Origin of the sequence: Brevibacillus sp. BD137 (assembly GCF_041644655.1) — a bacterium.
GTDB classification, from domain to species: Bacteria; Bacillota; Bacilli; order Brevibacillales; family Brevibacillaceae; genus Brevibacillus; species Brevibacillus brevis_D.
The window spans coordinates 660,446-680,778 of the sequence record NZ_JAOTNO010000002.1 but is presented as its reverse complement, the minus strand read 5'-3'; the positions used below and the strand labels follow the sequence as shown (position 1 = coordinate 680,778).

The following is a 20,333-nucleotide window of genomic DNA, read 5'->3' as shown; positions in this document are numbered from 1 at the left end:
GAGAGGAAATAAACCCTGTAATATCAATACTGTAACACATTAAACAGGTATTTTGACTGCAATATAACAGGGTGTTGCAAACGGCGCTGTAAGCCCTTTCTTGCACCATGCAACTTTCTTCTGGATTTTATCAGGGTCACTTCCGCCCGCGAATGGCATTCGTCGCTTATTGAGCAGATGCTCAGATAGATGACAAAGGGCAACGCGGAAAAGGAAGCCCCTTATTCTAGTGACGAGGTGAATGTGATGAGCGTATCCACTGCTGTTGAACAAACAGAGAACAACGCCCCGCTGCAAATTCTTGCCCCGGATGGTACGGTTGTTCGTCCTGACTTGATGCCGAAGCTCTCCGATGATGAATTGCGTGAACTGATGCGTAAAATGGTATTTACCCGTGTATGGGACCAACGCGCAATTAGCTTGAACCGCCAAGGTCGTCTTGGTTTCTATGCACCAGTAGCTGGTCAAGAAGCAAGCATGATCGGTTCTGAGGCTGCTCTTTCCAAAGAAGACTTTGTCCTGCCTAGCTACCGTGATATTCCACAAATGGTATGGCATGGTTACCCTATGCACAAGGCATTCCTGTACTCCCGCGGACACATCGAGGGTGGCAAAATTCCCGAAGGTGTAAACGTATTGATGCCACAAATCATCATCGCGGCTCAATGTACACAAGCAACAGGTGTTGCAATGGGTTACAAGCTGCGCGGTGAAAAGAAAGTGGCGATCAACTACTTTGGTGACGGTGCAACTTCCCAAGGTGACTTCTACGAGGGTATGAACTTTGCAGGTGTATACAAACTGCCTGTTATCTTCTTCTCCCAAAACAACGGTTATGCGATCTCCCTGCCGTTCGAAAAACAAACGGCTTCTGAAAATATCGCAGTCAAAGCAGTAGCGGCTGGTATTGCTAGCGAACGCGTTGACGGTATGGACATTCTCGCGGTTTACTACGCGGTTCAACAAGCAAAAGAGCGCGGCGTGAATGGCGAAGGTGCGACTCTGATCGAAGCAATGACGTACCGCTATGGTCCTCATACCATGGCTGGTGACGACCCAACTCGTTACCGTACAGGTGAAGAGCAAAGCGAGTGGGAACTGCGCGATCCACTGATCCGTTTCCGCAAGTTCCTAGAGGCAAAAGGCCTCTGGAGCGAAAAAGACGAAGAAGCTGTCATCGAAGAAGCGAAAGCAGCTGTTGCGGACGCAATCAAAAAAGCGGACGAAACACCTAAGATGAAAGTTAGCGAACTGATCGATGTAATGTTTGAGACACTGCCGCCTGCACTCGAAGAGCAAAAGGCAGAATTCCTGGCGAAGGAGTCGAAATAAGCCATGGCACAAATGACAATGGTTCAAGCCATTACGGATGCAATGCGCGTAGAGTTGAAGCGCGATGAAACCGTTCTTGTCTTCGGTGAAGACGTAGGTAACAACGGCGGGGTGTTCCGTGCAACAGAAGGTCTGCAAGCTGAGTTCGGTGAGCAGCGCGTATTCGATACGCCACTCGCTGAGTCCGGAATCGGCGGTTTGGCTGTCGGTCTTTCCATCAACGGCTTCCGTCCAGTAGCAGAAATTCAGTTCTTCGGTTTCGTATTTGAAACGTTTGATGCTGTAGCATCCCAATCTTCCCGTATGCGCTACCGTTCTGGTGGTCGCTTCACGAGCCCAATTACATTCCGCTCCCCATTTGGTGGCGGTGTAAAAACGCCTGAACTGCATGCGGACTCTTTGGAAGGTTTGATGCTGCAAACTCCGGGTCTGAAAGTGGTTATCCCTTCCAACCCATATGATGCAAAAGGACTGTTGATCTCCGCGATTCGCGACAACGATCCAGTTGTATTCCTGGAGCACATGAAGCTGTACCGTTCCTTCCGTCAAGAAGTTCCAGAAGGCGAGTACACGATTCCACTTGGCAAAGCAAACGTAGTAAAAGAAGGTAGCGATGTTACCATCATCACCTATGGTGCGATGGTGCATACCAGCCTGAAAGCAGCAGAAGAAATCGAGAAAGCTCGTGGAGCAAAAGTAGAAGTAATCGACCTGCGCACCATCAGCCCACTCGATATCGATACGATCGTAGCTTCTGTGAAGAAAACAAATCGTGCGATTGTGGTTCAAGAAGCACAAAAAACGTCTGGTGTTGCGGCTGAAATCATCACGCAAATCAACGAGCGTGCGATCCTGCACCTCGAAGCACCAGTACTGCGTATTACAGCACCAGATACCGTTTACCCGTTTGCTCAAGCAGAAGATGTTTGGCTGCCTGACGTAAAACGCGTAGTAGATGGTCTGACACAAGTCCTCGATTTTTAATTGAGAAACAGACATAATGGCGGAAAAGTTGAAAGCTTTCCGCCTTCTTTTGGGAAATATAGGCTTACTACTATGGCGAAGTGTTATAAGGAGGAGATACTGTGAGTCGTTTTACATTCAGACTCCCGGAGCTCGGCGAGGGTATCCATGAAGGCGAAATCGTCAAATGGCACGTGCAGCCCGGAGATTCCGTTGAAGAAGACCAAGTCATCATGGAAGTACAAAATGACAAGGCGGTTGTAGAAGTACCATCGCCTGTTAAAGGAAAAGTTATCGAATTGAAAGTAACCGAGGGTACGGTTTCCGTAGTCGGCGATCCACTGATCGAGTTTGACGTAGAAGGCGAGATTCCGAACCTGCCAGACCATGGTCATGGCGATTCCCACGCTGCTGAAGCGGCACCAGCGCCTGAAGCTGCAGAAAAAATGGAGCCAGGCTGCGACATCGGTTCCCAAGTGAGCGCAAATGCGAACCAAACTCTGGAAACGCCAATGGCACAAGCAACTGCAACAGCAGTAGCGGCACCAATTGACCGTAAACACGTGTTGGCTACGCCTTCCGTTCGCAAATACGCTCGTGAAAAAGGCGTTCAATTGGCTAATGTACCTGGTACAGGCAAATTGGGTCGCATCACACGCGAAGACGTAGATCGCTTCGTATCTGGTGGATCAGTAGCACCAACTGCACAAGCAGCGGCAGCTCCAGTAACTACTGAAGCTCCTGCAGCAGCTACAGGTGTAGCACAAGCAGCAGCGGCTCCAACTGTTCACCACGCACCTACAGCAGGCGAGCTGGAAGAGCGCGTTCCGATGAAAGGTATGCGTAAAGCAATCGCGAAAGCAATGGTGAAATCTGCTTACACAGCACCACACGTAACGATCTTCGACGAAGTGGATGTTACAGCGCTTGTCGCTATGCGTAAAGATGCGAAGCCACTTGCTGAAGAGCGTGGTGTGAAGCTGACTTACCTGCCTATGATCGTGAAAGCAGTTGTAGCTGGTCTGAAGAAATTCCCAGAACTCAACGCTTCTATCGACGATGAAAAACAAGAAATCATCTTTAAAAAGTACTACAACATTGGTATCGCTACCTCGACAGAAGAAGGCTTGCTTGTTCCAGTTGTGAAATCCGCTGACAGCAAATCCATCTTCCAAATCGCAGGCGAAATCGGCGAGCTGGCGAAGAAAGCACGCGACCGCAAAGCGACTGCTGACGAGCTGAAAGGTTCTACTTTCAGCATCACAAACATCGGTTCTGCGGGTGGTATGTTCTTCACGCCTATCATTAACTATCCAGAAGTCGCTATTCTGGGTGTTGGCCGCATTAGCGAAAAACCGATTGTGAAAAATGGAGAAATCGCGGTAGGTCAAATGTTGCACCTGTCCTTGAGCTTTGACCACCGTTTGGTTGATGGCGAACCTGCACAGCGTTTCGTCAACTACGTGAAGCAGCTCCTCGAAAACCCAACGCTGCTCGTCATGGAGGGATAAGAGACAATGGTAGTAGGTGAATTTACTACAGAGGTTGACGTACTCGTAATCGGTGCCGGTCCAGGTGGATATGTTGCAGCGATTCGTGCAGCTCAACTTGGTAAAACAGTAGCTGTCGTGGAAAAAGGTGAACTGGGTGGCGTGTGCCTGAACGTAGGTTGCATCCCTTCCAAAGCGATGATCCACGCTGCACACACATATGAGCACACACAACATACAGAATCCATGGGTATCACCATGGAAAATGTAAAAGTGGATTTTGCCAAAGTACAAGAGTGGAAGAGCGGCATCGTGAAGCAACTGACTGGTGGCGTAGGCTCCCTCTTCAAAGGCAACAAAATCCAGGTAATCCCTGGTGAAGCGCTGTTCGTAAGTGAAAATGAAGTGCGTGTATTCCACGGTTATGATGTCAACCGTTATCGCTTCCAGCATTGCATCATTGCAACTGGTTCGCGTCCAATCGAGTTGCCTGCATTCCCGTTTGGCAAACGCGTAATGTCTTCTACTGAAGCGTTGTCCATGACTGAACTGCCGAAGAGCCTTGTGGTAATCGGCGGCGGATACATCGGTATCGAGCTTGGTACTGTGTTCGCGAAGTTTGGTACAAAAGTTACGATTTTGGAAGGTTCCGATCAAATCTTGCCAGGATTTGAGCCAGACATGCCACGTTTGGTGGAACGCAAGCTGAAAAAGCTCGACGTTACCATCCATACAAAAGCATTGGCACAAGGAATGGAAGAGACAGAAAACGGCGTGATCGTAACTGCAGAAGTAAAAGGCGAGCAACAAAAAATCGAGGCAGAATACGTACTCGTTACTGTTGGACGCCGTCCGAATACAGATGAACTCGGTATTCGCGATATCGGCATGAACATGACTGACCGTGGGTTGATCGTTGTCGACAAGCAAGGCCGCACGAGCATTCCTAACGTGTACGCGATCGGGGATATCGTAGCAGGTCCTGCATTGGCTCATAAAGCTTCCTACGAAGGTAAGGTTGCTGCTGAGGCGATTGCTGGCCATCCTGCAGAAGTTGACTACAAGGCGATTCCAGCGGTTGTATTCTGCGATCCAGAAATCGCAAGCGTTGGAATCAATGAGAAAGAAGCAAAAGAAAAAGGCATCGACTACATTGTAGGTCGTTTCCCATTCGCAGCAAACGGTCGCGCTCTGTCTGTAAATGCAGGCGAAGGTTATGTGAAGCTGATTGCAGAAAAAGAAACGAATCTCGTATTGGGTGCGCAAATCGTTGGTCCAGAAGCATCCAACATCATCGCAGAGATCGGATTGGCGATTGAAATGGGCGCAACACTCGAAGACATCGAGCTGACCATCCACGCACATCCAACACTGGGTGAAGTAACAATGGAAGCTGCTGAATTGGCTCTGGGTCGTCCGATCCACGTCATGAAATAAGAAGTGGAAAAAGCCTTGTGCCGGAAATGGGTGCAAGGCTTTTTCTTCCACATCTTCCCCTTTCCACCTGATCATAAATAATGTAAAATAGTGGGAGACAACGTTAGGTGGAGGTCTGCAGCATGGAAATTACGAGTCGGATGATTGATGACTTGCGACTAAAACTAGAGCGCGCAGCAAAAGATGCAGGTTACAATTTTCTTGACCCTGAAATCGTGAGAATCAGCCAACAATTAGATAAATTAATTGTCGCACATATGCAACATGAAAAACGCCCTTCATGAGGGCGTTTTTGGTTGAGTGGGTACTTCCGAGATGGAATAAAGCAAATGGGCATTCCAGCCTTTTTTCGTAAGCGTGGGCTCTTGTGCATAATAATAGCTAGGATATAAAATCAGATGCTGCGCATCATAGCTAGGACCATTACTCGGACAGGTAAGCCGATGAGTTTCTGTATCATAAGTAATTGTGGGAGAAATGGATTGCAGATAGGTAGTAAGGGATTTGATTCCTTGTAAAGAGTAATAAATCCGTTCAGCTTCACGAACAAATTTTGGAGCAATCGCCTCCCAATTCGCCTCAAAAAATAGCTGCCAATAAGATGAAACGAACAGGCTAAAACGGCCTTTCACATAATCGGCATCTTCTTCTAAATCGAAGGCAACTACAGGAGCATCGTGATGCAATATCCACTCCTCCAAGATCGGTTTTATACTACGCACAAAATGATCGGTGGGAAGTGTTACGAAGTACTCATATTGATCATCGACAGCCATTACACCTTTTGTATGTAAGGGGTCAAATGAGTCAGGGATCCCATATCGAAAGAGGGGGACAAAATAGCCCCATTCTTTTAAAAGACGGGCAGACTCAAACTGCTCTACTTTTTCTGCCGTCCAATGCGCAAATCGCTCGGGAGGTGTCTCTTGGGCAAGTGTATACAAACTAGCAGCCATCTCGTACAGCGGAGAAACACTATAGCTGATCAAATTGGAAAGAGGGCTATGGTTGCCCGGAAGTGGAATGGTGATCATCTTCACTTAACCTCCATCAAGGATACTAAATTTATCATAGTGCATCCTTGTGGGACAATTCAATCATTTTTGATGTAAAAAAAAGGAAGGGTAGAGGCACCTGACTGCAATGGAGCCAGGTGCCATTCATTATCCTTCTCGTGTTTGAATGGAGCGAGAATGATTTTGCTGCTTCACTTTTTTTGAGCCGGGCTGGGGTTCGCCAGTCTGTTCTAGCGGGCGGGCTACATTATTGTAAGTTTGATGCGGATTTTCATCTAGAATATGATCCTTTTCCATAAAATCAACTCCTTCTTTACCTAGTTTGGCGTAAACACATGATGACGAATCATAGGAAATGCTGGTATTCTATAATGAGGTTGTTCCAAACTGGTATGGTAAGGAAGCATGTCCACATTTAGAAGGAATTGATATGTTGTCAAAATTACAGAATGGCACGATACTGTTTATAGAACATAATATTTATTATGTAAACAATAAACGAGCTCTGCTGGTCTGGAAGGAGCGAGAACTATGCCAGTTTTAATCGCCCCCGTATTCAATTCAACAACAGCACAGCCCGTTCGGATCGATTTGCCTAATTCGTACACGCTCATATCCGGCGCAAAGAGACCATATGAGATCGCGTCTCGTTTTTTACGCAATGAGATGGACGAGAACAAGCGAACCTTTGATTTGCGTGTAGATCCCAGCAGTTTATTTTTAGTTGGGGATCACGAAGAGATGAAAGTAACGGATGATCGGGTGTGGATTGAAGAAATCGAAAATAAGCTGAATCTAGCGTGCACAACGGGGACTTGTTCGATTCCTTACATCATCACGGTCAATGGCAATATGTATGGTATTACGTATTTGAAGCGATCGCTTGATGGTGACAAGTACTCATTTGATGATGAAACGGCGGGTATTTTTACTTCATTAGTGGAACAGAAGCTGCCATCCCTTGCTTTTCGGCGCTATGCGCTCTCGCTGGAGAAGAAAAACTACGAGGATCAGTTGTTGGATCTGTGGATTGCATTAGAATCTTTGTTCGTTCCCGATGGCAAAAAAGGCGAGATTACCTATAAATTGCGTGTCCGAATGGCGTACTATTTTGGAGAAACTGCCTTGCAGCGTGAACAGATTGCACAGTTTGTAAAAAAATCGTACAATCATCGCTCAGAGATTGTGCATAGCGGAAAGCTGTTTGGTGACAAGCTGGCAAAAGAAGTCATGATTCTGAGGGCGATGACAAGAGCCGCGATTTTGAATATCGCCGGGGAAAGCATCAACCTTCAGGATATGCGTGTCAGGCTGGACGAATTGGCATTTACGGGCGAATCTTATGTGGCAAGGTACGCTCCTGCTTTTTTTGAAAGAATTTTGTTGTAAGCCTCATAGAGGAAACAGATCAGGAGGAAGAATAGAGCATGAGTGTTTTGATCGTAGAGAATTTGTCCCATGGTTTTGGGGACCGTGTTTTGTTTCGCGATGTATCTTTCCGTTTGCAACCGAATGACCGTGTAGGACTCGTAGGCGCAAATGGTACCGGAAAATCAACGATGATGGGGATTTTGACAGGCCAAAACTTGCCTGATAACGGTCGTATTGAATGGATGCCCAAAATCGAATACGGTTATTTGGATCAGCATACCAAGCTGCAAGCTGGTAAAACGATTCGTGACGTACTCAAGGATGCCTTTCTGCCGTTGTTGGAGCAAGAGGCTGAATTGATGACGATTGGTGAAAAGATGGCCGAGGCATCTCCAGAGGAACTGGAAGAATTGCTGGAGCGCATGGGCGAAATTCAAGACAAGCTGGAAACTAGCGGCTTTTACTTGATCGATGCAAAAGTAGATGAAATCGCCAACGCTTTGGGTTTGAGTGCAATCGGTTTGGAGCGCGATGTTGCATCCCTCTCCGGTGGTCAGCGTACCAAGGTTCTTTTGGCAAAATTGCTGCTGGAACAACCAACTGTTCTGTTGCTGGATGAGCCGACAAACTACTTGGACGAAGAGCATATCGTGTGGTTGAAAAACTACTTGAAGGAATATCCTTACGCTTTCATGCTGATTTCCCATGACACGACCTTCATGAACGAAGTCGTGAATGTGATTTATCATTTGGAATTTACCAAGTTGAATCGTTACACAGGGAACTACGAATCCTTCCTGGCACAGTCTGAGACAAAACGCAGTCAGCACTTTGACGCATTTGAGAAGCAGCAGGAAGAAATCGCTAAAATGGAAGACTTTATTGCGCGCAATAAGGCACGTGCGTCTACTACCGGTCGCGCGAAGAGCCGTCAAAAGCAGCTCGATAAAATGGATCGCATCGATAAGCCGGAAACGGCTGCGAAACCTTCGTTTATCTTTAAGGAATCCCGAGCGAGTAGCCGTTTTGTCATCGAAGCTGAAAACCTGGAGATCGGATATTCGCATGCATTGCTGCCAAAGCTTAGTGTGAAGCTGGAGCGCGGTGAAAAAGTAGCGATTGTCGGCATGAACGGTGTCGGTAAGTCTACTCTGCTGAAAACGTTGCTGGGTGTGATTCCTCCGCTGGGTGGAAAGCTGGAGAAAGGTGATTTCCTCCATCCTGCTTACTTCGAGCAAGAAGTAAAGGCGAAGCCAATTACTGCACTTGATGATGTATGGAATGAATTCCCTTCCATGAATAACCATGAGGTCCGCGGAGCGCTGGCACGTTGTGGCTTGAAAAATGAGCATATCAATCGTAACATGAACGCTCTGTCCGGGGGCGAGCAAGCAAAAGTTCGTCTCTGTAAATTACTGCAGCGTGAAAGCAACTGGCTGGTATTTGACGAGCCGACGAACCACTTGGACGTCGTCGCCAAGGAAGAGCTCAAACGCTCCTTGAAGGAGTTCAAGGGGACCGTCCTTCTCGTATGCCACGAACCTGAATTTTATGAGGATTGGGTTACACAGACGTGGGATGTTGAAAAATGGAGTTTGGAGCAGGCAAAAACACCGATTAAATTGTAAAAGCAAAAACAGGCAGCCACCATCGGGTGAGACTGCCTGTTTTTTTATGTGAGCGACGCATTCCGCATACGGATCATGGAAAAGTGCAGACTGCTTTGTAGCAATGAATCCTGGAGCGGCATCAACGAAGGGGTGATGCGCAATTCAATATCCGATCGGCTAAGACAGTGTACAAGGTCACCTAATGGCCTTACGTCTAGTGGCGAAACAGTTTCTTCTGACAAATAGTAGCCTGCACCTTCGTCCCAGCTATAAAAAGATTCTGGAGAGAAGGTATATTCATATAGCGTTGTTTGTGTAAGCACGGGATACCATTTGCTTTCGATCGCAATAACCATTTTAGCGCTCGTCAAGCCAAGAAAGCGCTCGACGTCTGCCGGCTCAGAATTTGCTTTTTTGTAAAAGCAAATCCTCGGGCAATCACGCGGTAAATAATACATCGGAGCTCGTTCTGCATCAATCGCCCATACAGCCGGAGCAAGTGTGGGGTGAGAGGGATGCGCACGAGGCTGAAAAATCGTAATGGCCGGGTCTTCACTATAGTGAAACAATTTGTCCAAGAATTTGAAACCTCCTCAAAATCAACCCCGCCGTTTTCTAAAAAACTGCCCACGCATTTGGCAAATAGCGGCCTCGATGATAGGGAGAAGACGTCTTCGTGATGGCCTCACCATTGTGCAGCATCATGGAGCTGGAACCTCCGTCCATGGCCATTGCCGTAACCACCCCCCGCTCAGCCAATAGTTCCGCCATGTCGTTCATGCTCGCCCCGATGGAATGCCCGGGTTGGCGACCGTCAATGACTGCAAATACAATCGTCCCGTCTTCTTTTTGTCCAATCGCGGTACGCGGTTGAATGCCCCAGCTCTTGGCAGGCTTTCCTTCAAACATATTTTTCCCGTTTACAATTAACTGCGGACGGAAGCTCACAGCGTCACGCACGCCCATCTTCACGAGTTGTTCGGCCGAATAGCTGCCTGTAACCAGTTTACCGTCATAGGTAAGCCCTAACGCAGTTTCTCCGCTTCTCGGGTTGTAGCCCTGCAAAATCTTTCCTTCGTGGATGACGACGCCGTAAGCTCGTGCTCCTTTGCCGTAGCCGTCTGGGTCTGAAAATCCACTCGCATTGACGATCCCGATGGCTCCTGTTTTCTTTACAAACTCATCAAGCAAATCTCCACGGTCCTTGCGATTCGTGACGACGAGCCGTACTCTGCTCGGGTCGCTAATGTACATGATTTTTCCTTTAAAGTAATAACTGCCTTTCGAGACGTCAATTTCCTCGATCTCGATTAGCTCTTTTGGTTTCTCTGGAAGTGTGACAGTTACCAGATTCGATCTCGGCGGAATAGTAGGTCCTGCCGTGGCTGAGCCTGTATCCTCAGAATTGATAACGGTCGGATGTGTAATTTGCTGCTTTAGTTCCTTCAGTTTTTCATCGGGTAAAAATGTATAAGGGGCCCAGTAATCGTGCTGGGTTGTCAGCAAAGTACCTGCCGCCCACTCGCGTAATTCTACGCCGTTTTTCGTTCCAAATAAAAAAATAATTCCCAGTAGAGCCAAGGTTGTAAAGGTTAAGGCTATGCCAAGCATCCATTTCTTAACCCAACGCCATGGTCTTTTGCGGTTGGCTCGCTTGCGTGAGCGAGTCCGAGACAACGTCTCCATTCACTATTCACATCCATCTAACAAATTGTACGAGAGTTATCATTCCTATATGAAGAGACGCATGACCGGGAAAAAGGTTTCAGGAAAATAATATGTGATCAGCCTGGTCAAAATAAGAGGAGGAGGTGATAGGTGTGCGTGACTATGATGCGGAGTTTCAAAAGGAAGTAGAGGAGTACATGGAAAGTCCAAAAGGGACACGTAACCAAACCACCAGCCGGGACCGTCAAGACCAGGGTGAGAAGCAGGAAACCCGTTTCGATTCCAATAACGGGTAGAAGGAAGGTCAGGCGAAGTCCAATGCGGATTTCGCCTGTTTTTTTATCTAGAAAAGGACCTTGACTCACGAGGACTGGCTTACCTCTGTATTCTACCTGCAAAGTGTGGTAAGCTTACCCAATGCACGACTTTATGCCAGGAGGGTTTTTGTGAGCACCACGTTTGCAGATTTACAAATTAGCGCACCGCTGTTGACTATATTGCGAGAGCGAAAAATGGAAACACCGACACCGGTACAGAGTGAAGCCATTCCGTTGATTATGGCTGGTCGAGATGCCTTGGTTGAGTCACCGACAGGGACAGGCAAGACGTTTGCTTATCTATTGCCGATTTTATCGAAAGTCAATATGGAGCAAAAAGATGTACAGGCCATTGTACTTGCACCGACGCATGAGCTCGTTGTTCAGATTGCGCGGGAAGCAGAAAGCCTTCTGCCAGGGAAGGACACGGCTGTGATGTCTATTATTGGCGGTGTCGATGTGAAACGCCAAATCGAGAAACTAAAAAAGAAGCCTGTATTGATCGTAGCAACACCAGGAAGACTGTTGGAGCTGATTGAGCAGCGCAAGCTAAAGGTCCATGAAGTGAAGACGGTTGTTGTCGACGAGGCAGACCGTATGCTGGATGCAGGCTTTGGCAAGCCAGTTCAAGAGGTTATGAAAAAAACACTGCGTGATACGCAACGACTGTTATTCTCAGCGACAATTGCAGAGGAAGTCGTACATACGGCTGAGATTTTTACAAAAGACGCTGCCGTTATTCGTGCAGCGGCACCAGAAGGGGCCGCAGGAGTAGCACACATGTATTTGGTCACCGATCCACGCAAAAAGGTGGATACGCTCCGTCGTTTGCTGCGCCTCGTCAATGTTCGCTCCTCCATTGTTTTTGTCAACCAAATCGAAAAAGTGGACGAGATTGTATCGAAGCTCAATTACCACAATTTGCCATGCAGACTCTTGCACCGTGATGCTACGAAAGAAGAGCGTGCCCGCACCCTGCAACAATTCCGGGACGGAGCATTCCCCGTGTTGATTACGACAGATGTATCGGCACGTGGCATTGATATTCCAGGTGTGGAATGTATTGTGCATTATGATCCTGCATCGGATGCGGATACGTACATTCATCGCAGTGGTCGAACTGGGCGAATGGGGCGTGCCGGACTGGTATTTTCGATCGTTACGCCACAGGAACAGTTCATCATCCAAAAATTTTCCAAGCAAACAGGCTTGCCTATCGCTGAAAAATTCATGACCCACGGAGCGCTGGAAGATCCACGTCCTGTACGAAAGCCCGTGCCAGCACAAAAGCCAGGAGCTCCAGCTAAAAATGCGAGCCCTGCCAAACGGAATCAAAATCGTGCACATAAGAAGGGCAGCTTTGGAACAAAGTAGGACAAGAAGCACACAACTTGTCTGCAGGAGGTTTCCATGCGCAAAGATCGGTTATATGAAGAGGATTTGCTGGTAAACGGCACAGTTGGTGGAGAAGTTCTGACGAAACACGAACGACAAGTGCTGCGCCAGGAAGCAGGGGAACTGAAGGAAAAGATGGAACAGGCGAAACAAGAGCCGATTGCAGAGTGAAGGACGAAGAAGAGCAGGGAGAATCCGTGAGGTCTACGGATGCCCTGCTCTTTTTTTATAGGAGTGGATCAAATAGCGATCTAGCTCTTCTATCCAGTCCTGAACGCTCTCATAAGGGGTCTCCATTTGTAACAAACGCCGAATCATCATACGAATCGGAGGAGATAAAGAAAGCTCCTCTTCCCAGCTTTTTTCTGGTGCGTCTGGTTCCGATTCGTATCCGGAATAGAGCAAAAATAAAAAGAAATGTCCCAATGCGTACAAATCACTGGAAGGAGCGACTTCACGCTTCAATTGTTTTTCAGACGGGTAGGCGGACAAGGTATCAGCCGTGTATGTCGGTCGATCACCAACGAACCTGGCGAGGCCAAAATCAATCAAGTACGGCTTGTCCCCTTTCCAGATGACGTTGGGAATCCGTACGTCGCGGTGAATCACATTTTGCATATGGAGGTAGGCCACGAGCTCCCCGATTTGGCGGATCCATTCGGCGCATTTTTGCTCATCAGCCACGATGTTTTGATCAAACAACATGTCTTCGAGTGTCGGGCCTGCTAGATAAGTCATGACTATAAACGAGTCTTGCCGGTAAGTAAAGGAATCCAGACAGCGAGGGAATTGCGGATGCGAGAGGGACATCAGCACCTTTTTTTCATACGCCTGCATGGCTTCTCCTTTTGGTGTGTGACGCAGGCTGGGTTTCACTTGCTTCAGCACAACCTGATTACCTGTAGGGTTGTGCGTTGCGAGATATGCAATCCCGTAGCTTCCCATCCCCAGTACTTTTGTTATTTCATAGTGTCCTGCCAGGTGGCCGGGCCGATATGGTTTATCGCGTATTTTTTCATTCCACCATGACTTCATACGAGTCCACATTGTCTGATTTTCCCCTCCTCCCTTCATCTTATCATGATTTGAAAAAGCTGACCTTTTTTTCAATAGGTTTGCTATAATCAGTTCGTTACATGCAGACAGGAGCGAAGGGTATGAATTTTACAATTGATTGGTTATCCTTTTATCTGATGGAACAACCTGAAGAAGAGGATGGCATAAAACAAGTGCGGATGACGCGCTATTTGGGCCATGATGAATATCAGAAAAGCGAACTGAAAGATTTTCTCGATGGGGAATTCGCCCGGATTGCGAAAAGAAAAGTCGAGATGAATCCGAAGACAGAAGGCACGCCGACAAAACTGGGTCAATTTGTGCTGGAGCCTGGACATCCATTGGACTCGAACCCCAACTATGCCCTCTTGAATCGATTGTTGGCAGCGGAGACACCAGGGGAGAGCAAGGAGCCCTGCCAGGAGTTGATTCAGTCATATTTACGAACCTCTCAGGTGAGAGGCGGGGTCATGATTGTGGTCCGGACGAGGCTCGATCTGATTGATGAGCGCTATGTCTTTATTTTAAAATGCGATTTCGAACAAAAAACAGCAGTCATCACAGACGAGAAGAGCCTCATATCGAATGTGCGTATGGCGATTAACGCCAAAAACATGAAATCACTGATGTATCCGTATATGATCGAATCGGGAATGAATGATCCTTATCATGTGAAAATTCATCAGTTCTCTCACGCACGGTATTTCGAGGAATTTCTGCGTTTTATCGAGTATCCGCAAACGATGACGCAGATCGTTTCTGAAGAAGTCATTTCATTGGCAAGACAGCACATTGAATATACGTATCCCGAAGAGTCGGAAGAACGGGTAAGGGAAGAAGAAGCCATCGAACTCATTGCCGCAAGTCCGAAGCGGGAGCTCGCAGAAAAATGGGAGCATGAGACTGTGATGGAAGCGATGCAAATCATTACAGATCGCCAACCAGAGGTCGAGCTGAAGTTCAAGCTGGATCATATGCAGATCCGCACATTATTGGCCGATTACGGTACCAACCTGCATATCGCCAAAGTAAACGGACGTTATTTGGTATTGTTAGAAGGAGAGCAGCTACAGTTCGAGCGTGGCATGTCCCCTGTTGAGTTTTTAAAGCCAAAGGCATTGACGGATATCGTGAAAGAAATCGAAGAGCGAAGCCAAAACGTTGCGTATACCCCAATGAGCACGCCAACGGAGGACGACGATAATCCGCCTTGGTAATAAACGAGGAAGGGAGTGAGTAAGTTGGATCGACAACTGAAAGTAATCGGTCAAGAGCCTAACATTTATCCGGTTTTGCGCCATGCCTCGATGATCAACAAGTACCCGGAGCGTTGGGTTGTGAAGGAACATACAGCAGATACGTACGTCCTGTACGCGCTAGATCAAGGGGAAGGCTACGCATTGATTGAGAAGAGGATGTTGCAGGAAGCAGGCTGGACGAGCGAGCTGCTTCATTCATACGCAATGGAAAACTTGCGAAAGCTCCCCTTTTCAGTGAAGTCACAAGAGGTAGGAGGCCAGCACATCCATTTTATTAGTCCGACAGACGGCTACGCGGCAAGCCGAATTTTGCTGGATTCATTTCTGGCGGAGATGGATCAGAAAAAGCAAGGAGACTCGCTTGGAGTCGCGATTCCACATCAGGATGTGCTGATTGTGGCGGATATGGCAGGAGAAGCTGGAGCCCATCTGTTAGCTCGTCTTACTTATGATTTTGCATCCAAAGGGCAAGTACCGATTTCTGTCTTGCCTTTTTATTGGGAGGAAGGGGAATTAACCCCATTTCTCGTAGTGACGCACGACTCGGGTACAAAAATTGAAAGAAAGTAGAACAAGCGCGGGGATAGACTTCCCGCGTTTTCTATACGGTGGAAAATCGGAGGAAACCCTCGAATGAAAAATTTCATGATTGGTCAATACGGAGGTTTTGATCAGGCAAAATACGCACGAGATTTTAAAGAGGGCTTTTACGGAATAGAGGCATGCTTATTTGAGTCGGAGGAGGATATCCGAATTTTGCAGCGCGAATCACAAGCAAAAGGATTTGCGGTTGGTGTTCATTTTCCGCTGCGTGCAGGTCAATCCAAGCTGCGGGATGCTCTATTCATGGATGCTCATGATCAGACGAGAGCAGAGGCGTTTGAAAGGATAGAGAGGGAACTGGCGTATATGGCATTCCTTTCGCCAACCTATGTCTTATTCCACTATCCGAAGCCTGTCATTTTGGATGATAGCGTCGACTGGAATGTTTGGCGTTTTCATGATACGCGAGACTATGTTTGGGAGCAAGTCTACACAGAAGCAGAGTTTCAATCACGTAGTGAGCAGGTGTTTGCGTGGTTGGCTGCGAAAGGCAAGGAGTTTCACTTTACACCAGTCCTTGAATTCGATGCACTCAACCGATATGTGTATGAGACAAAATTCTTAGAAGACTTGCTGCAGAAATATCCAACGATCAAGCTCTGTCTCGATACGGGCCGATTGTTCCTGCAAGAAAAAATCGACCCGTGTTTCGATGCGCGCCAGGTCATCCAAACGTATACGAAATATGCGTTTAGCATTCATTTGAAGAGTATGAAGGTGACCGCGAGTGGGGTTGAATTCGTTCACTTTCCCGTTCTTCCTGAATGGAAACCAGAAGAAGGGTGGGCACCGATTGAGGACTACCTGACAATCATCCGGAAGGAAAACCCGCACGTAAAGATCATGTTCGAGCATCGTTCCGACCAAGTAACAGACGAACAGCTCGAGCGTTGCTATCGTTGGGTAAAGGACCTCCTAACTGAACCTCATGAATCCACTTCAAGTAGTAATTCGATATAGCGTCCGGCATCTTGAAGCAGCCAGTACGGGTACCTCAGACCGTGTATGTACAAATCTGTAGCGGTCACGAGCATGGTCCTCACCCGTGTTTTATCACCCATCAACTGCGCGCATACCCCCATCGTCATCCAAGGGTATAAATCACCAGTCTGAAACGTATCAAAGTGCGGGAAAGCGTCTGTGATCCTTTGGTAGAGTAGCGAAGCCGTATGGGCATCTGTCATACTGTAGACAATGGGAAACGCTTGGGAAGTGACGTCCGGGTACCATTTTCGCCAGCCGGGATACGTACGATCATACATGGCATACGACTTGCGAATCCGACTGTACATTCCACGGATGCCGAGCTCACAGGCCCTCGCACGTGAAGCCGCTTCCTCGGCAGCCTCCACATCTCCGATCAACGAAAATAAATACGAAGCATCTGCCAGTCCTTTGGCCACCTCGCAATTGTCCATCAAATATTTGACCCGATACGAACGCTTCGCCCAGGTCAGACCGTCCTTCTGTTGAAGGCGGGCAACTGCTCGGAGAAGGGACAAGAGTGTAGCGTGGTTGGCATACAGCCAGTCCATATGCCCCGTTGCTCGTATCCATTCTGCTAGCAGGCTAAAATAGGTGGTGTGGTAGCTATCTTCGCTATCATTTGTGCCGGTATCGATTTCTCTGTTCTGTTCCAGACGAAAATCATTGATATAGCCGTCTGCATTCAGGTTTTGCAAATACCAATCGAGATGACCGCGAACAGCCTCTAGCTCCTTCATACGGATGAGGGAAACAATTCCGAGGTTAGTAAAATACGGATTGATTTGGTCACGTTGGGGGCCAAGGCGAAAGGTACCACTCGGCAATTGGCAGGATAGCAAAAAACTTGTTTGATTCAACGCCATTTCTTGCATCCATTTTTCCATAAGGCTGACCTCCTCTCCAAGCTACGTGATTGCTGAGACGAGTTTGACTCCGTATTCGATCCATTGCAGCGAACGCACATAAGAATCACTGTCGATGGAAGGCAGTGAAGCGGGTTCTTTCACGACCTTGTGCCATTTTTCATCTCGAAACCAATCTACCCCATCTGCCGGATCGTGTCCATAATCAGCCCATGCATCTTGAAGACGGGGGCTGTATATCTTCGGGCTTCCTTCTAGCAACTCATGTCCATCCAAGCGTAGTTGGTATGCATCATCTGTGGTAGAAGGAGTATGATGAGGTGTGAACAAATGCGGCCAATAATCCGCTCGGGAGCCAGTATGAGGAATACGAGAGCAGTAGGAGAACATTTTTTCGAAGCGAAAAGAATCCCCAAACAATTGCTGATACAACGTTTTTCCGATCTGAATGCGGTTTCTGATGTCGGGAAAATGATGAACATGTAACCCGATCAAACTAAGCCGGCGATCAGTAGAATGCGCTTTATAAGGAATGAGCACTTGATTCATCGAGAGAGTAGATTGAGCAACGAATGCAAACGAACTGAAAATGCGATTTAGTGTAAACGGCTTCTGTACGACACGTTGTTCGATATATTGCTGTTCATTGACGATGAGAGCATGTGTAAGGCGTGCGCTGTCTTTGGTTGCGAGGAACTCTTGCCAATATGATTGCATAAAGACTGAAACACCAAGTGGTGCCAAAAGCTTTGTTAAATCTGTCCCCGTTCGTTTCATCTCCGCATACAGAAGCAATTGCGGATAGGCATCGTGAAAAATCAGCCAGTTAGATCTTTCCAAAAACCAAAAAAACGGCTCGATTGCTTGTGCGTCCATAATAAGCGGGAGCCATTCTCCTTTTAAATCGGTCATGTTCCACCCGCCATTTCGTGAGACCAGATGGGCCAATAACGCCCAGTGAACCTCTTGGTGCTCGAGATAAAAGGCGAGGTATGCTTGTGTGCGGGTGACATTGTTACGATTGGCTTTGGTCGTTGCTTGTCTGATGTGAGCAACCAGGTGTTGCTCGGAAATTTCCGTTACGGTCGTATCTGTCATATATAGGTAGCTCCTTGTTTTTTCACATGGAAAAAAGCAGGTCAACATGGCGACCCGCTTTTTATTCAACCAATCATTTCTAGTACGAGAAGCCGAACGAGTAGTTTTTCCTTGGCTTCCTCCCACGTATTCGCAAAAATGACAACGAGCTCCGATTGGAACTCCGTTTCCGCGACAAAAATCCCATCTTGTTCGTAGATGTTCATAGATGATCGTCCTTTCTGCTGCCTTTCAAGCATTGTATGCTATCATGAAAGAGATGATGCATTCAGCATGCTGGAAAATCATGAGAAGGGTGGCATCAAACATGATAGTAAAAGTGACAAAAGAGGCCGAAGAACGCATGGCAAGTACAGATAAGCCCATTCGGATCAACGGTGAGTTAGTCGGTGGTTGCGGGATGAATGTAGAGTATGCGTTGTGGTGGGATAGCCAAGGTCCCGAGGATGAAGTCTACCAGGTCGATTCTTTGACGTTTCTGCTAGATCGCGAAACGATCGCCTATATCGGATCTGATCTGCTTACGATTGATTATCGTGCACAGCAAGGCTTCCGAATGGTTACGCCACAACAAATTTTGGCCTATGGTCTTCAGCTAAAAGAGCTCTGGAGTTAATCACTTCGGGAGAAATTGCAAGATAAAGGCGAGAATCCCTGCTGCAATTAAAGGGCCGACTGCAACACCTCGGAAAAAAGTGACACCAGCGATTGTTCCTAGCAAGAGGCCAGTAACGATCAATGGATTTTGGGACATCAAGTACGTTCCTTTTCCCGCCAGGTAGGCCACAAACATACCGACGGCGACGGCCAGCAGCGAATGCCAATTTGTAAAAATCTCCAAGATAGACGAAGGATTAATTTTGCCGCTTGCCAGCGGAGTCATGATGCCAATCGTCAGTATAATGATCCCGAGCTGTAATCCATGCTGCTCGAGTAGAGGGAAATATCGTTCCAATGACAGGAGCCTCATCAAGAGAAGAATCGCAACGGCAATGGATACGGTTGCGTTGTTGCCGATAACACCGAGCGCCAGTAGTACCAAAAGGATGATAGAAATCCAGTCCATATGCCGGGTGGCTCCCTTTCGTTTTTCTTAGTATATCCATCTGCTGCGGCATGTGCCCGGGCAAGAAAAAAGAGATCGGCATGCACAAGTGTGCGAGTGCCGATCTCTTTTTTCTAGTCGAACCATAGTTCCAGCATTCCAACTGGAAAACCTGTCTGCTCGTCCGAATCAGGGAAACGTCCCCAAGCAAAGACGCCGTTGAAATAATCGATTGTAAACGGCTGATCGTAATCAGGCACGCTGTATTTGCTGCCGATTCGGAACTCACTTGTTCCTAAATAGTACGATTTCGCCATAAAGTACTTTTGTGTAATGATCGCAAGCTGTGAGTGATCCCCAAGCTTCTTTTTCTCTTTCGCTTCTACGTGCAGGCGCTCCATTTCCTCCTGGAGCTCTGCGAGTGTCATTTGACTGTACAAACGCAACGGACTGCCCCCTTTCCATACAGGTATATTGTAGCAAAAGACAAGGTGTTATGTCTGTATACGGGTTTGAGAATAAAAAAGGGGCACTCCCAGTTGGGAATGCCTAATTATTGGGGGCGATTGAGAAAAAGAACGACTGATTGTTCTATGACTGGTTTGCTCTCACCCAAAACAGTCAATCAATCAAAGCTATTAGCGTAGGCATACTCAGATTGAATGATCGATCTAAACATGCTTACGTTAAAAAGTCATCCAAAGAAGATAATCGAACTTTTTCTCAATGCGTTGAAAAAGTGCTTACACGTACAACATAGCAAGCAAAAGTAAAACATCAATTAAATAAAAATAAAGTATTATTAAATCTTTTTCTGTGAGTA

24 protein-coding genes are annotated in these 20,333 nt (G+C 47.3%); 14 read left to right on the top strand and 10 right to left on the bottom strand.

All coding sequences use genetic code 11. The features are described 5' to 3' along the window. Positions 1–246: 246 nt before the first annotated feature. The 5 genes from pdhA (at position 247) to ODZ53_RS06370 (ending at position 5,506) form a co-directional block, all read left to right on the top strand. A complete protein-coding gene (pdhA, locus tag ODZ53_RS06390; protein WP_015891588.1) occupies positions 247–1,332 on the top strand; it encodes a pyruvate dehydrogenase (acetyl-transferring) E1 component subunit alpha in 1,086 nt (361 codons plus the stop codon). 3 nt (positions 1,333–1,335) lie between these two features. After that, positions 1,336–2,316, top strand: coding sequence for an alpha-ketoacid dehydrogenase subunit beta (locus ODZ53_RS06385; protein ID WP_007718902.1), 981 nt, complete (start codon positions 1,336–1,338; stop codon positions 2,314–2,316). Between the two features lie 101 nt (positions 2,317–2,417). Continuing rightward, positions 2,418–3,806, top strand: coding sequence for a dihydrolipoamide acetyltransferase family protein (locus ODZ53_RS06380; RefSeq protein ID WP_372676355.1), 1,389 nt, complete (start codon positions 2,418–2,420; stop codon positions 3,804–3,806). Between the two features lie 6 nt (positions 3,807–3,812). Continuing rightward, on the top strand, positions 3,813–5,222 hold the full coding sequence (lpdA, locus tag ODZ53_RS06375) for a dihydrolipoyl dehydrogenase (RefSeq protein WP_372676354.1): 1,410 nt from the start codon (positions 3,813–3,815) through the stop codon (positions 5,220–5,222). A 122-nt stretch (positions 5,223–5,344) separates the two neighbouring features. Then, complete coding sequence (locus ODZ53_RS06370) at positions 5,345–5,506, top strand: aspartyl-phosphate phosphatase Spo0E family protein (RefSeq protein ID WP_015891584.1); 162 nt, start codon at positions 5,345–5,347, stop codon at positions 5,504–5,506. On the opposite strand, the gene ODZ53_RS06365 is transcribed toward ODZ53_RS06370, so the two are convergent. Beyond that, entirely contained in the window at positions 5,501–6,256 is a 756-nt protein-coding gene (locus ODZ53_RS06365) for a hypothetical protein (protein ID WP_372676353.1), read from the bottom strand. The genes ODZ53_RS06370 and ODZ53_RS06365 overlap by 6 nt on opposite strands. 129 nt (positions 6,257–6,385) lie before the next feature. Then, positions 6,386–6,535 (bottom strand): hypothetical protein, encoded by a 150-nt coding sequence (locus ODZ53_RS06360; protein WP_015891582.1) that lies wholly within the window; start codon positions 6,533–6,535, stop codon positions 6,386–6,388. Between the two features lie 234 nt (positions 6,536–6,769). Between ODZ53_RS06360 and ODZ53_RS06355 the strand changes: the two genes are divergently transcribed. Then, the gene (locus ODZ53_RS06355) at positions 6,770–7,627 is read left to right on the top strand and encodes a HEPN domain-containing protein (protein ID WP_064202621.1); all 858 of its coding nucleotides are present in this window, start codon (positions 6,770–6,772) and stop codon (positions 7,625–7,627) included. 38 nt (positions 7,628–7,665) lie between these two features. Further along, a complete protein-coding gene (locus tag ODZ53_RS06350) occupies positions 7,666–9,237 on the top strand; it encodes an ABC-F family ATP-binding cassette domain-containing protein (RefSeq protein WP_064202620.1) in 1,572 nt (523 codons plus the stop codon). Between the two features lie 44 nt (positions 9,238–9,281). On the opposite strand, the gene ODZ53_RS06345 is transcribed toward ODZ53_RS06350, so the two are convergent. Both ODZ53_RS06345 and ODZ53_RS06340 read right to left on the bottom strand, forming a co-directional pair. Continuing rightward, the gene (locus tag ODZ53_RS06345) at positions 9,282–9,797 is read right to left on the bottom strand and encodes a DUF6886 family protein (RefSeq protein ID WP_372676352.1); all 516 of its coding nucleotides are present in this window, start codon (positions 9,795–9,797) and stop codon (positions 9,282–9,284) included. Positions 9,798–9,834: 37 nt separating this feature from the next. Next, positions 9,835–10,905 (bottom strand): phosphodiester glycosidase family protein, encoded by a 1,071-nt coding sequence (locus ODZ53_RS06340; RefSeq protein ID WP_372676351.1) that lies wholly within the window; start codon positions 10,903–10,905, stop codon positions 9,835–9,837. Positions 10,906–11,039: 134 nt separating this feature from the next. Here ODZ53_RS06340 and ODZ53_RS06335 point away from each other — a divergent pair, with 134 nt between their 5' ends. From ODZ53_RS06335 to ODZ53_RS06325, 3 genes are all read left to right on the top strand, one after another. Continuing rightward, the gene (locus ODZ53_RS06335; RefSeq protein ID WP_015891577.1) at positions 11,040–11,183 is read left to right on the top strand and encodes a hypothetical protein; all 144 of its coding nucleotides are present in this window, start codon (positions 11,040–11,042) and stop codon (positions 11,181–11,183) included. A 150-nt stretch (positions 11,184–11,333) separates the two neighbouring features. Further along, complete coding sequence (locus tag ODZ53_RS06330) at positions 11,334–12,578, top strand: DEAD/DEAH box helicase (RefSeq protein ID WP_372676350.1); 1,245 nt, start codon at positions 11,334–11,336, stop codon at positions 12,576–12,578. A gap of 36 nt (positions 12,579–12,614) precedes the next feature. Continuing rightward, positions 12,615–12,770, top strand: coding sequence for a hypothetical protein (locus ODZ53_RS06325; RefSeq protein WP_007718860.1), 156 nt, complete (start codon positions 12,615–12,617; stop codon positions 12,768–12,770). A 33-nt stretch (positions 12,771–12,803) separates the two neighbouring features. Here the strand turns inward: ODZ53_RS06325 and ODZ53_RS06320 are convergent, their stop codons facing one another. Then, positions 12,804–13,646: a serine/threonine protein kinase gene (locus tag ODZ53_RS06320; protein WP_372676349.1), complete on the bottom strand. Its 843-nt coding sequence runs from the start codon at positions 13,644–13,646 to the stop codon at positions 12,804–12,806. A 110-nt stretch (positions 13,647–13,756) separates the two neighbouring features. On the opposite strand from ODZ53_RS06320, the gene ODZ53_RS06315 reads away from it, so the two are divergent. The 3 genes from ODZ53_RS06315 (at position 13,757) to ODZ53_RS06305 (ending at position 16,477) form a co-directional block, all read left to right on the top strand. Continuing rightward, the gene (locus tag ODZ53_RS06315; RefSeq protein ID WP_015891573.1) at positions 13,757–14,872 is read left to right on the top strand and encodes a DUF3900 domain-containing protein; all 1,116 of its coding nucleotides are present in this window, start codon (positions 13,757–13,759) and stop codon (positions 14,870–14,872) included. Positions 14,873–14,887: 15 nt separating this feature from the next. Next, positions 14,888–15,484, top strand: coding sequence for a DUF1444 family protein (locus ODZ53_RS06310; protein ID WP_199927768.1), 597 nt, complete (start codon positions 14,888–14,890; stop codon positions 15,482–15,484). Between the two features lie 63 nt (positions 15,485–15,547). After that, the gene (locus tag ODZ53_RS06305; protein ID WP_372676348.1) at positions 15,548–16,477 is read left to right on the top strand and encodes a sugar phosphate isomerase/epimerase; all 930 of its coding nucleotides are present in this window, start codon (positions 15,548–15,550) and stop codon (positions 16,475–16,477) included. Here ODZ53_RS06305 and ODZ53_RS06300 read toward each other — a convergent pair. The 3 genes from ODZ53_RS06300 to ODZ53_RS06290 all read right to left on the bottom strand — a co-directional run bounded on the left by ODZ53_RS06300 (position 16,444) and on the right by ODZ53_RS06290 (position 18,671). After that, complete coding sequence (locus tag ODZ53_RS06300; RefSeq protein ID WP_372676347.1) at positions 16,444–17,388, bottom strand: hypothetical protein; 945 nt, start codon at positions 17,386–17,388, stop codon at positions 16,444–16,446. The genes ODZ53_RS06305 and ODZ53_RS06300 overlap by 34 nt on opposite strands. Positions 17,389–17,409: 21 nt before the next feature. Next, positions 17,410–18,465, bottom strand: a complete 1,056-nt coding sequence (locus tag ODZ53_RS06295; RefSeq protein ID WP_372676346.1) for a DUF2515 family protein — start codon at positions 18,463–18,465, stop codon at positions 17,410–17,412. Positions 18,466–18,530: 65 nt separating this feature from the next. Beyond that, positions 18,531–18,671, bottom strand: a complete 141-nt coding sequence (locus tag ODZ53_RS06290) for a hypothetical protein (RefSeq protein WP_016743472.1) — start codon at positions 18,669–18,671, stop codon at positions 18,531–18,533. Between the two features lie 101 nt (positions 18,672–18,772). Here ODZ53_RS06290 and ODZ53_RS06285 point away from each other — a divergent pair, with 101 nt between their 5' ends. After that, positions 18,773–19,081, top strand: a complete 309-nt coding sequence (locus ODZ53_RS06285) for an iron-sulfur cluster biosynthesis family protein (RefSeq protein ID WP_372676345.1) — start codon at positions 18,773–18,775, stop codon at positions 19,079–19,081. Here ODZ53_RS06285 and ODZ53_RS06280 read toward each other — a convergent pair whose 3' ends face one another. Beyond that, on the bottom strand, positions 19,082–19,531 hold the full coding sequence (locus ODZ53_RS06280) for a DUF441 domain-containing protein (RefSeq protein WP_142496719.1): 450 nt from the start codon (positions 19,529–19,531) through the stop codon (positions 19,082–19,084). Between the two features lie 113 nt (positions 19,532–19,644). After that, on the bottom strand, positions 19,645–19,956 hold the full coding sequence (locus ODZ53_RS06275) for a YfhH family protein (protein WP_015891565.1): 312 nt from the start codon (positions 19,954–19,956) through the stop codon (positions 19,645–19,647). Positions 19,957–20,333: the final 377 nt, after the last annotated feature.

Bases quoted from the DNA above. Each gene is read 5' to 3' on its own strand.
- pdhA (WP_015891588.1), top strand. From the start codon at position 247: ATGAGCGTATCCACTGCTGTTGAACAAACAGAGAACAACGCCCCGCTG.
- ODZ53_RS06385 (WP_007718902.1), top strand. From the start codon at position 1,336: ATGGCACAAATGACAATGGTTCAAGCCATTACGGATGCAATGCGCGTA.
- lpdA (WP_372676354.1), top strand. From the start codon at position 3,813: ATGGTAGTAGGTGAATTTACTACAGAGGTTGACGTACTCGTAATCGGT.
- ODZ53_RS06370 (WP_015891584.1), top strand. From the start codon at position 5,345: ATGGAAATTACGAGTCGGATGATTGATGACTTGCGACTAAAACTAGAG.
- ODZ53_RS06365 (WP_372676353.1), bottom strand. From the start codon at position 6,256: ATGATCACCATTCCACTTCCGGGCAACCATAGCCCTCTTTCCAATTTG.
- ODZ53_RS06360 (WP_015891582.1), bottom strand. From the start codon at position 6,535: ATGGAAAAGGATCATATTCTAGATGAAAATCCGCATCAAACTTACAAT.
- ODZ53_RS06355 (WP_064202621.1), top strand. From the start codon at position 6,770: ATGCCAGTTTTAATCGCCCCCGTATTCAATTCAACAACAGCACAGCCC.
- ODZ53_RS06350 (WP_064202620.1), top strand. From the start codon at position 7,666: ATGAGTGTTTTGATCGTAGAGAATTTGTCCCATGGTTTTGGGGACCGT.
- ODZ53_RS06340 (WP_372676351.1), bottom strand. From the start codon at position 10,905: ATGGAGACGTTGTCTCGGACTCGCTCACGCAAGCGAGCCAACCGCAAA.
- ODZ53_RS06325 (WP_007718860.1), top strand. From the start codon at position 12,615: ATGCGCAAAGATCGGTTATATGAAGAGGATTTGCTGGTAAACGGCACA.
- ODZ53_RS06320 (WP_372676349.1), bottom strand. From the start codon at position 13,646: ATGTGGACTCGTATGAAGTCATGGTGGAATGAAAAAATACGCGATAAA.
- ODZ53_RS06315 (WP_015891573.1), top strand. From the start codon at position 13,757: ATGAATTTTACAATTGATTGGTTATCCTTTTATCTGATGGAACAACCT.
- ODZ53_RS06305 (WP_372676348.1), top strand. From the start codon at position 15,548: ATGAAAAATTTCATGATTGGTCAATACGGAGGTTTTGATCAGGCAAAA.
- ODZ53_RS06300 (WP_372676347.1), bottom strand. From the start codon at position 17,388: ATGGAAAAATGGATGCAAGAAATGGCGTTGAATCAAACAAGTTTTTTG.
- ODZ53_RS06295 (WP_372676346.1), bottom strand. From the start codon at position 18,465: ATGACAGATACGACCGTAACGGAAATTTCCGAGCAACACCTGGTTGCT.
- ODZ53_RS06290 (WP_016743472.1), bottom strand. From the start codon at position 18,671: ATGAACATCTACGAACAAGATGGGATTTTTGTCGCGGAAACGGAGTTC.
- ODZ53_RS06285 (WP_372676345.1), top strand. From the start codon at position 18,773: ATGATAGTAAAAGTGACAAAAGAGGCCGAAGAACGCATGGCAAGTACA.
- ODZ53_RS06280 (WP_142496719.1), bottom strand. From the start codon at position 19,531: ATGGACTGGATTTCTATCATCCTTTTGGTACTACTGGCGCTCGGTGTT.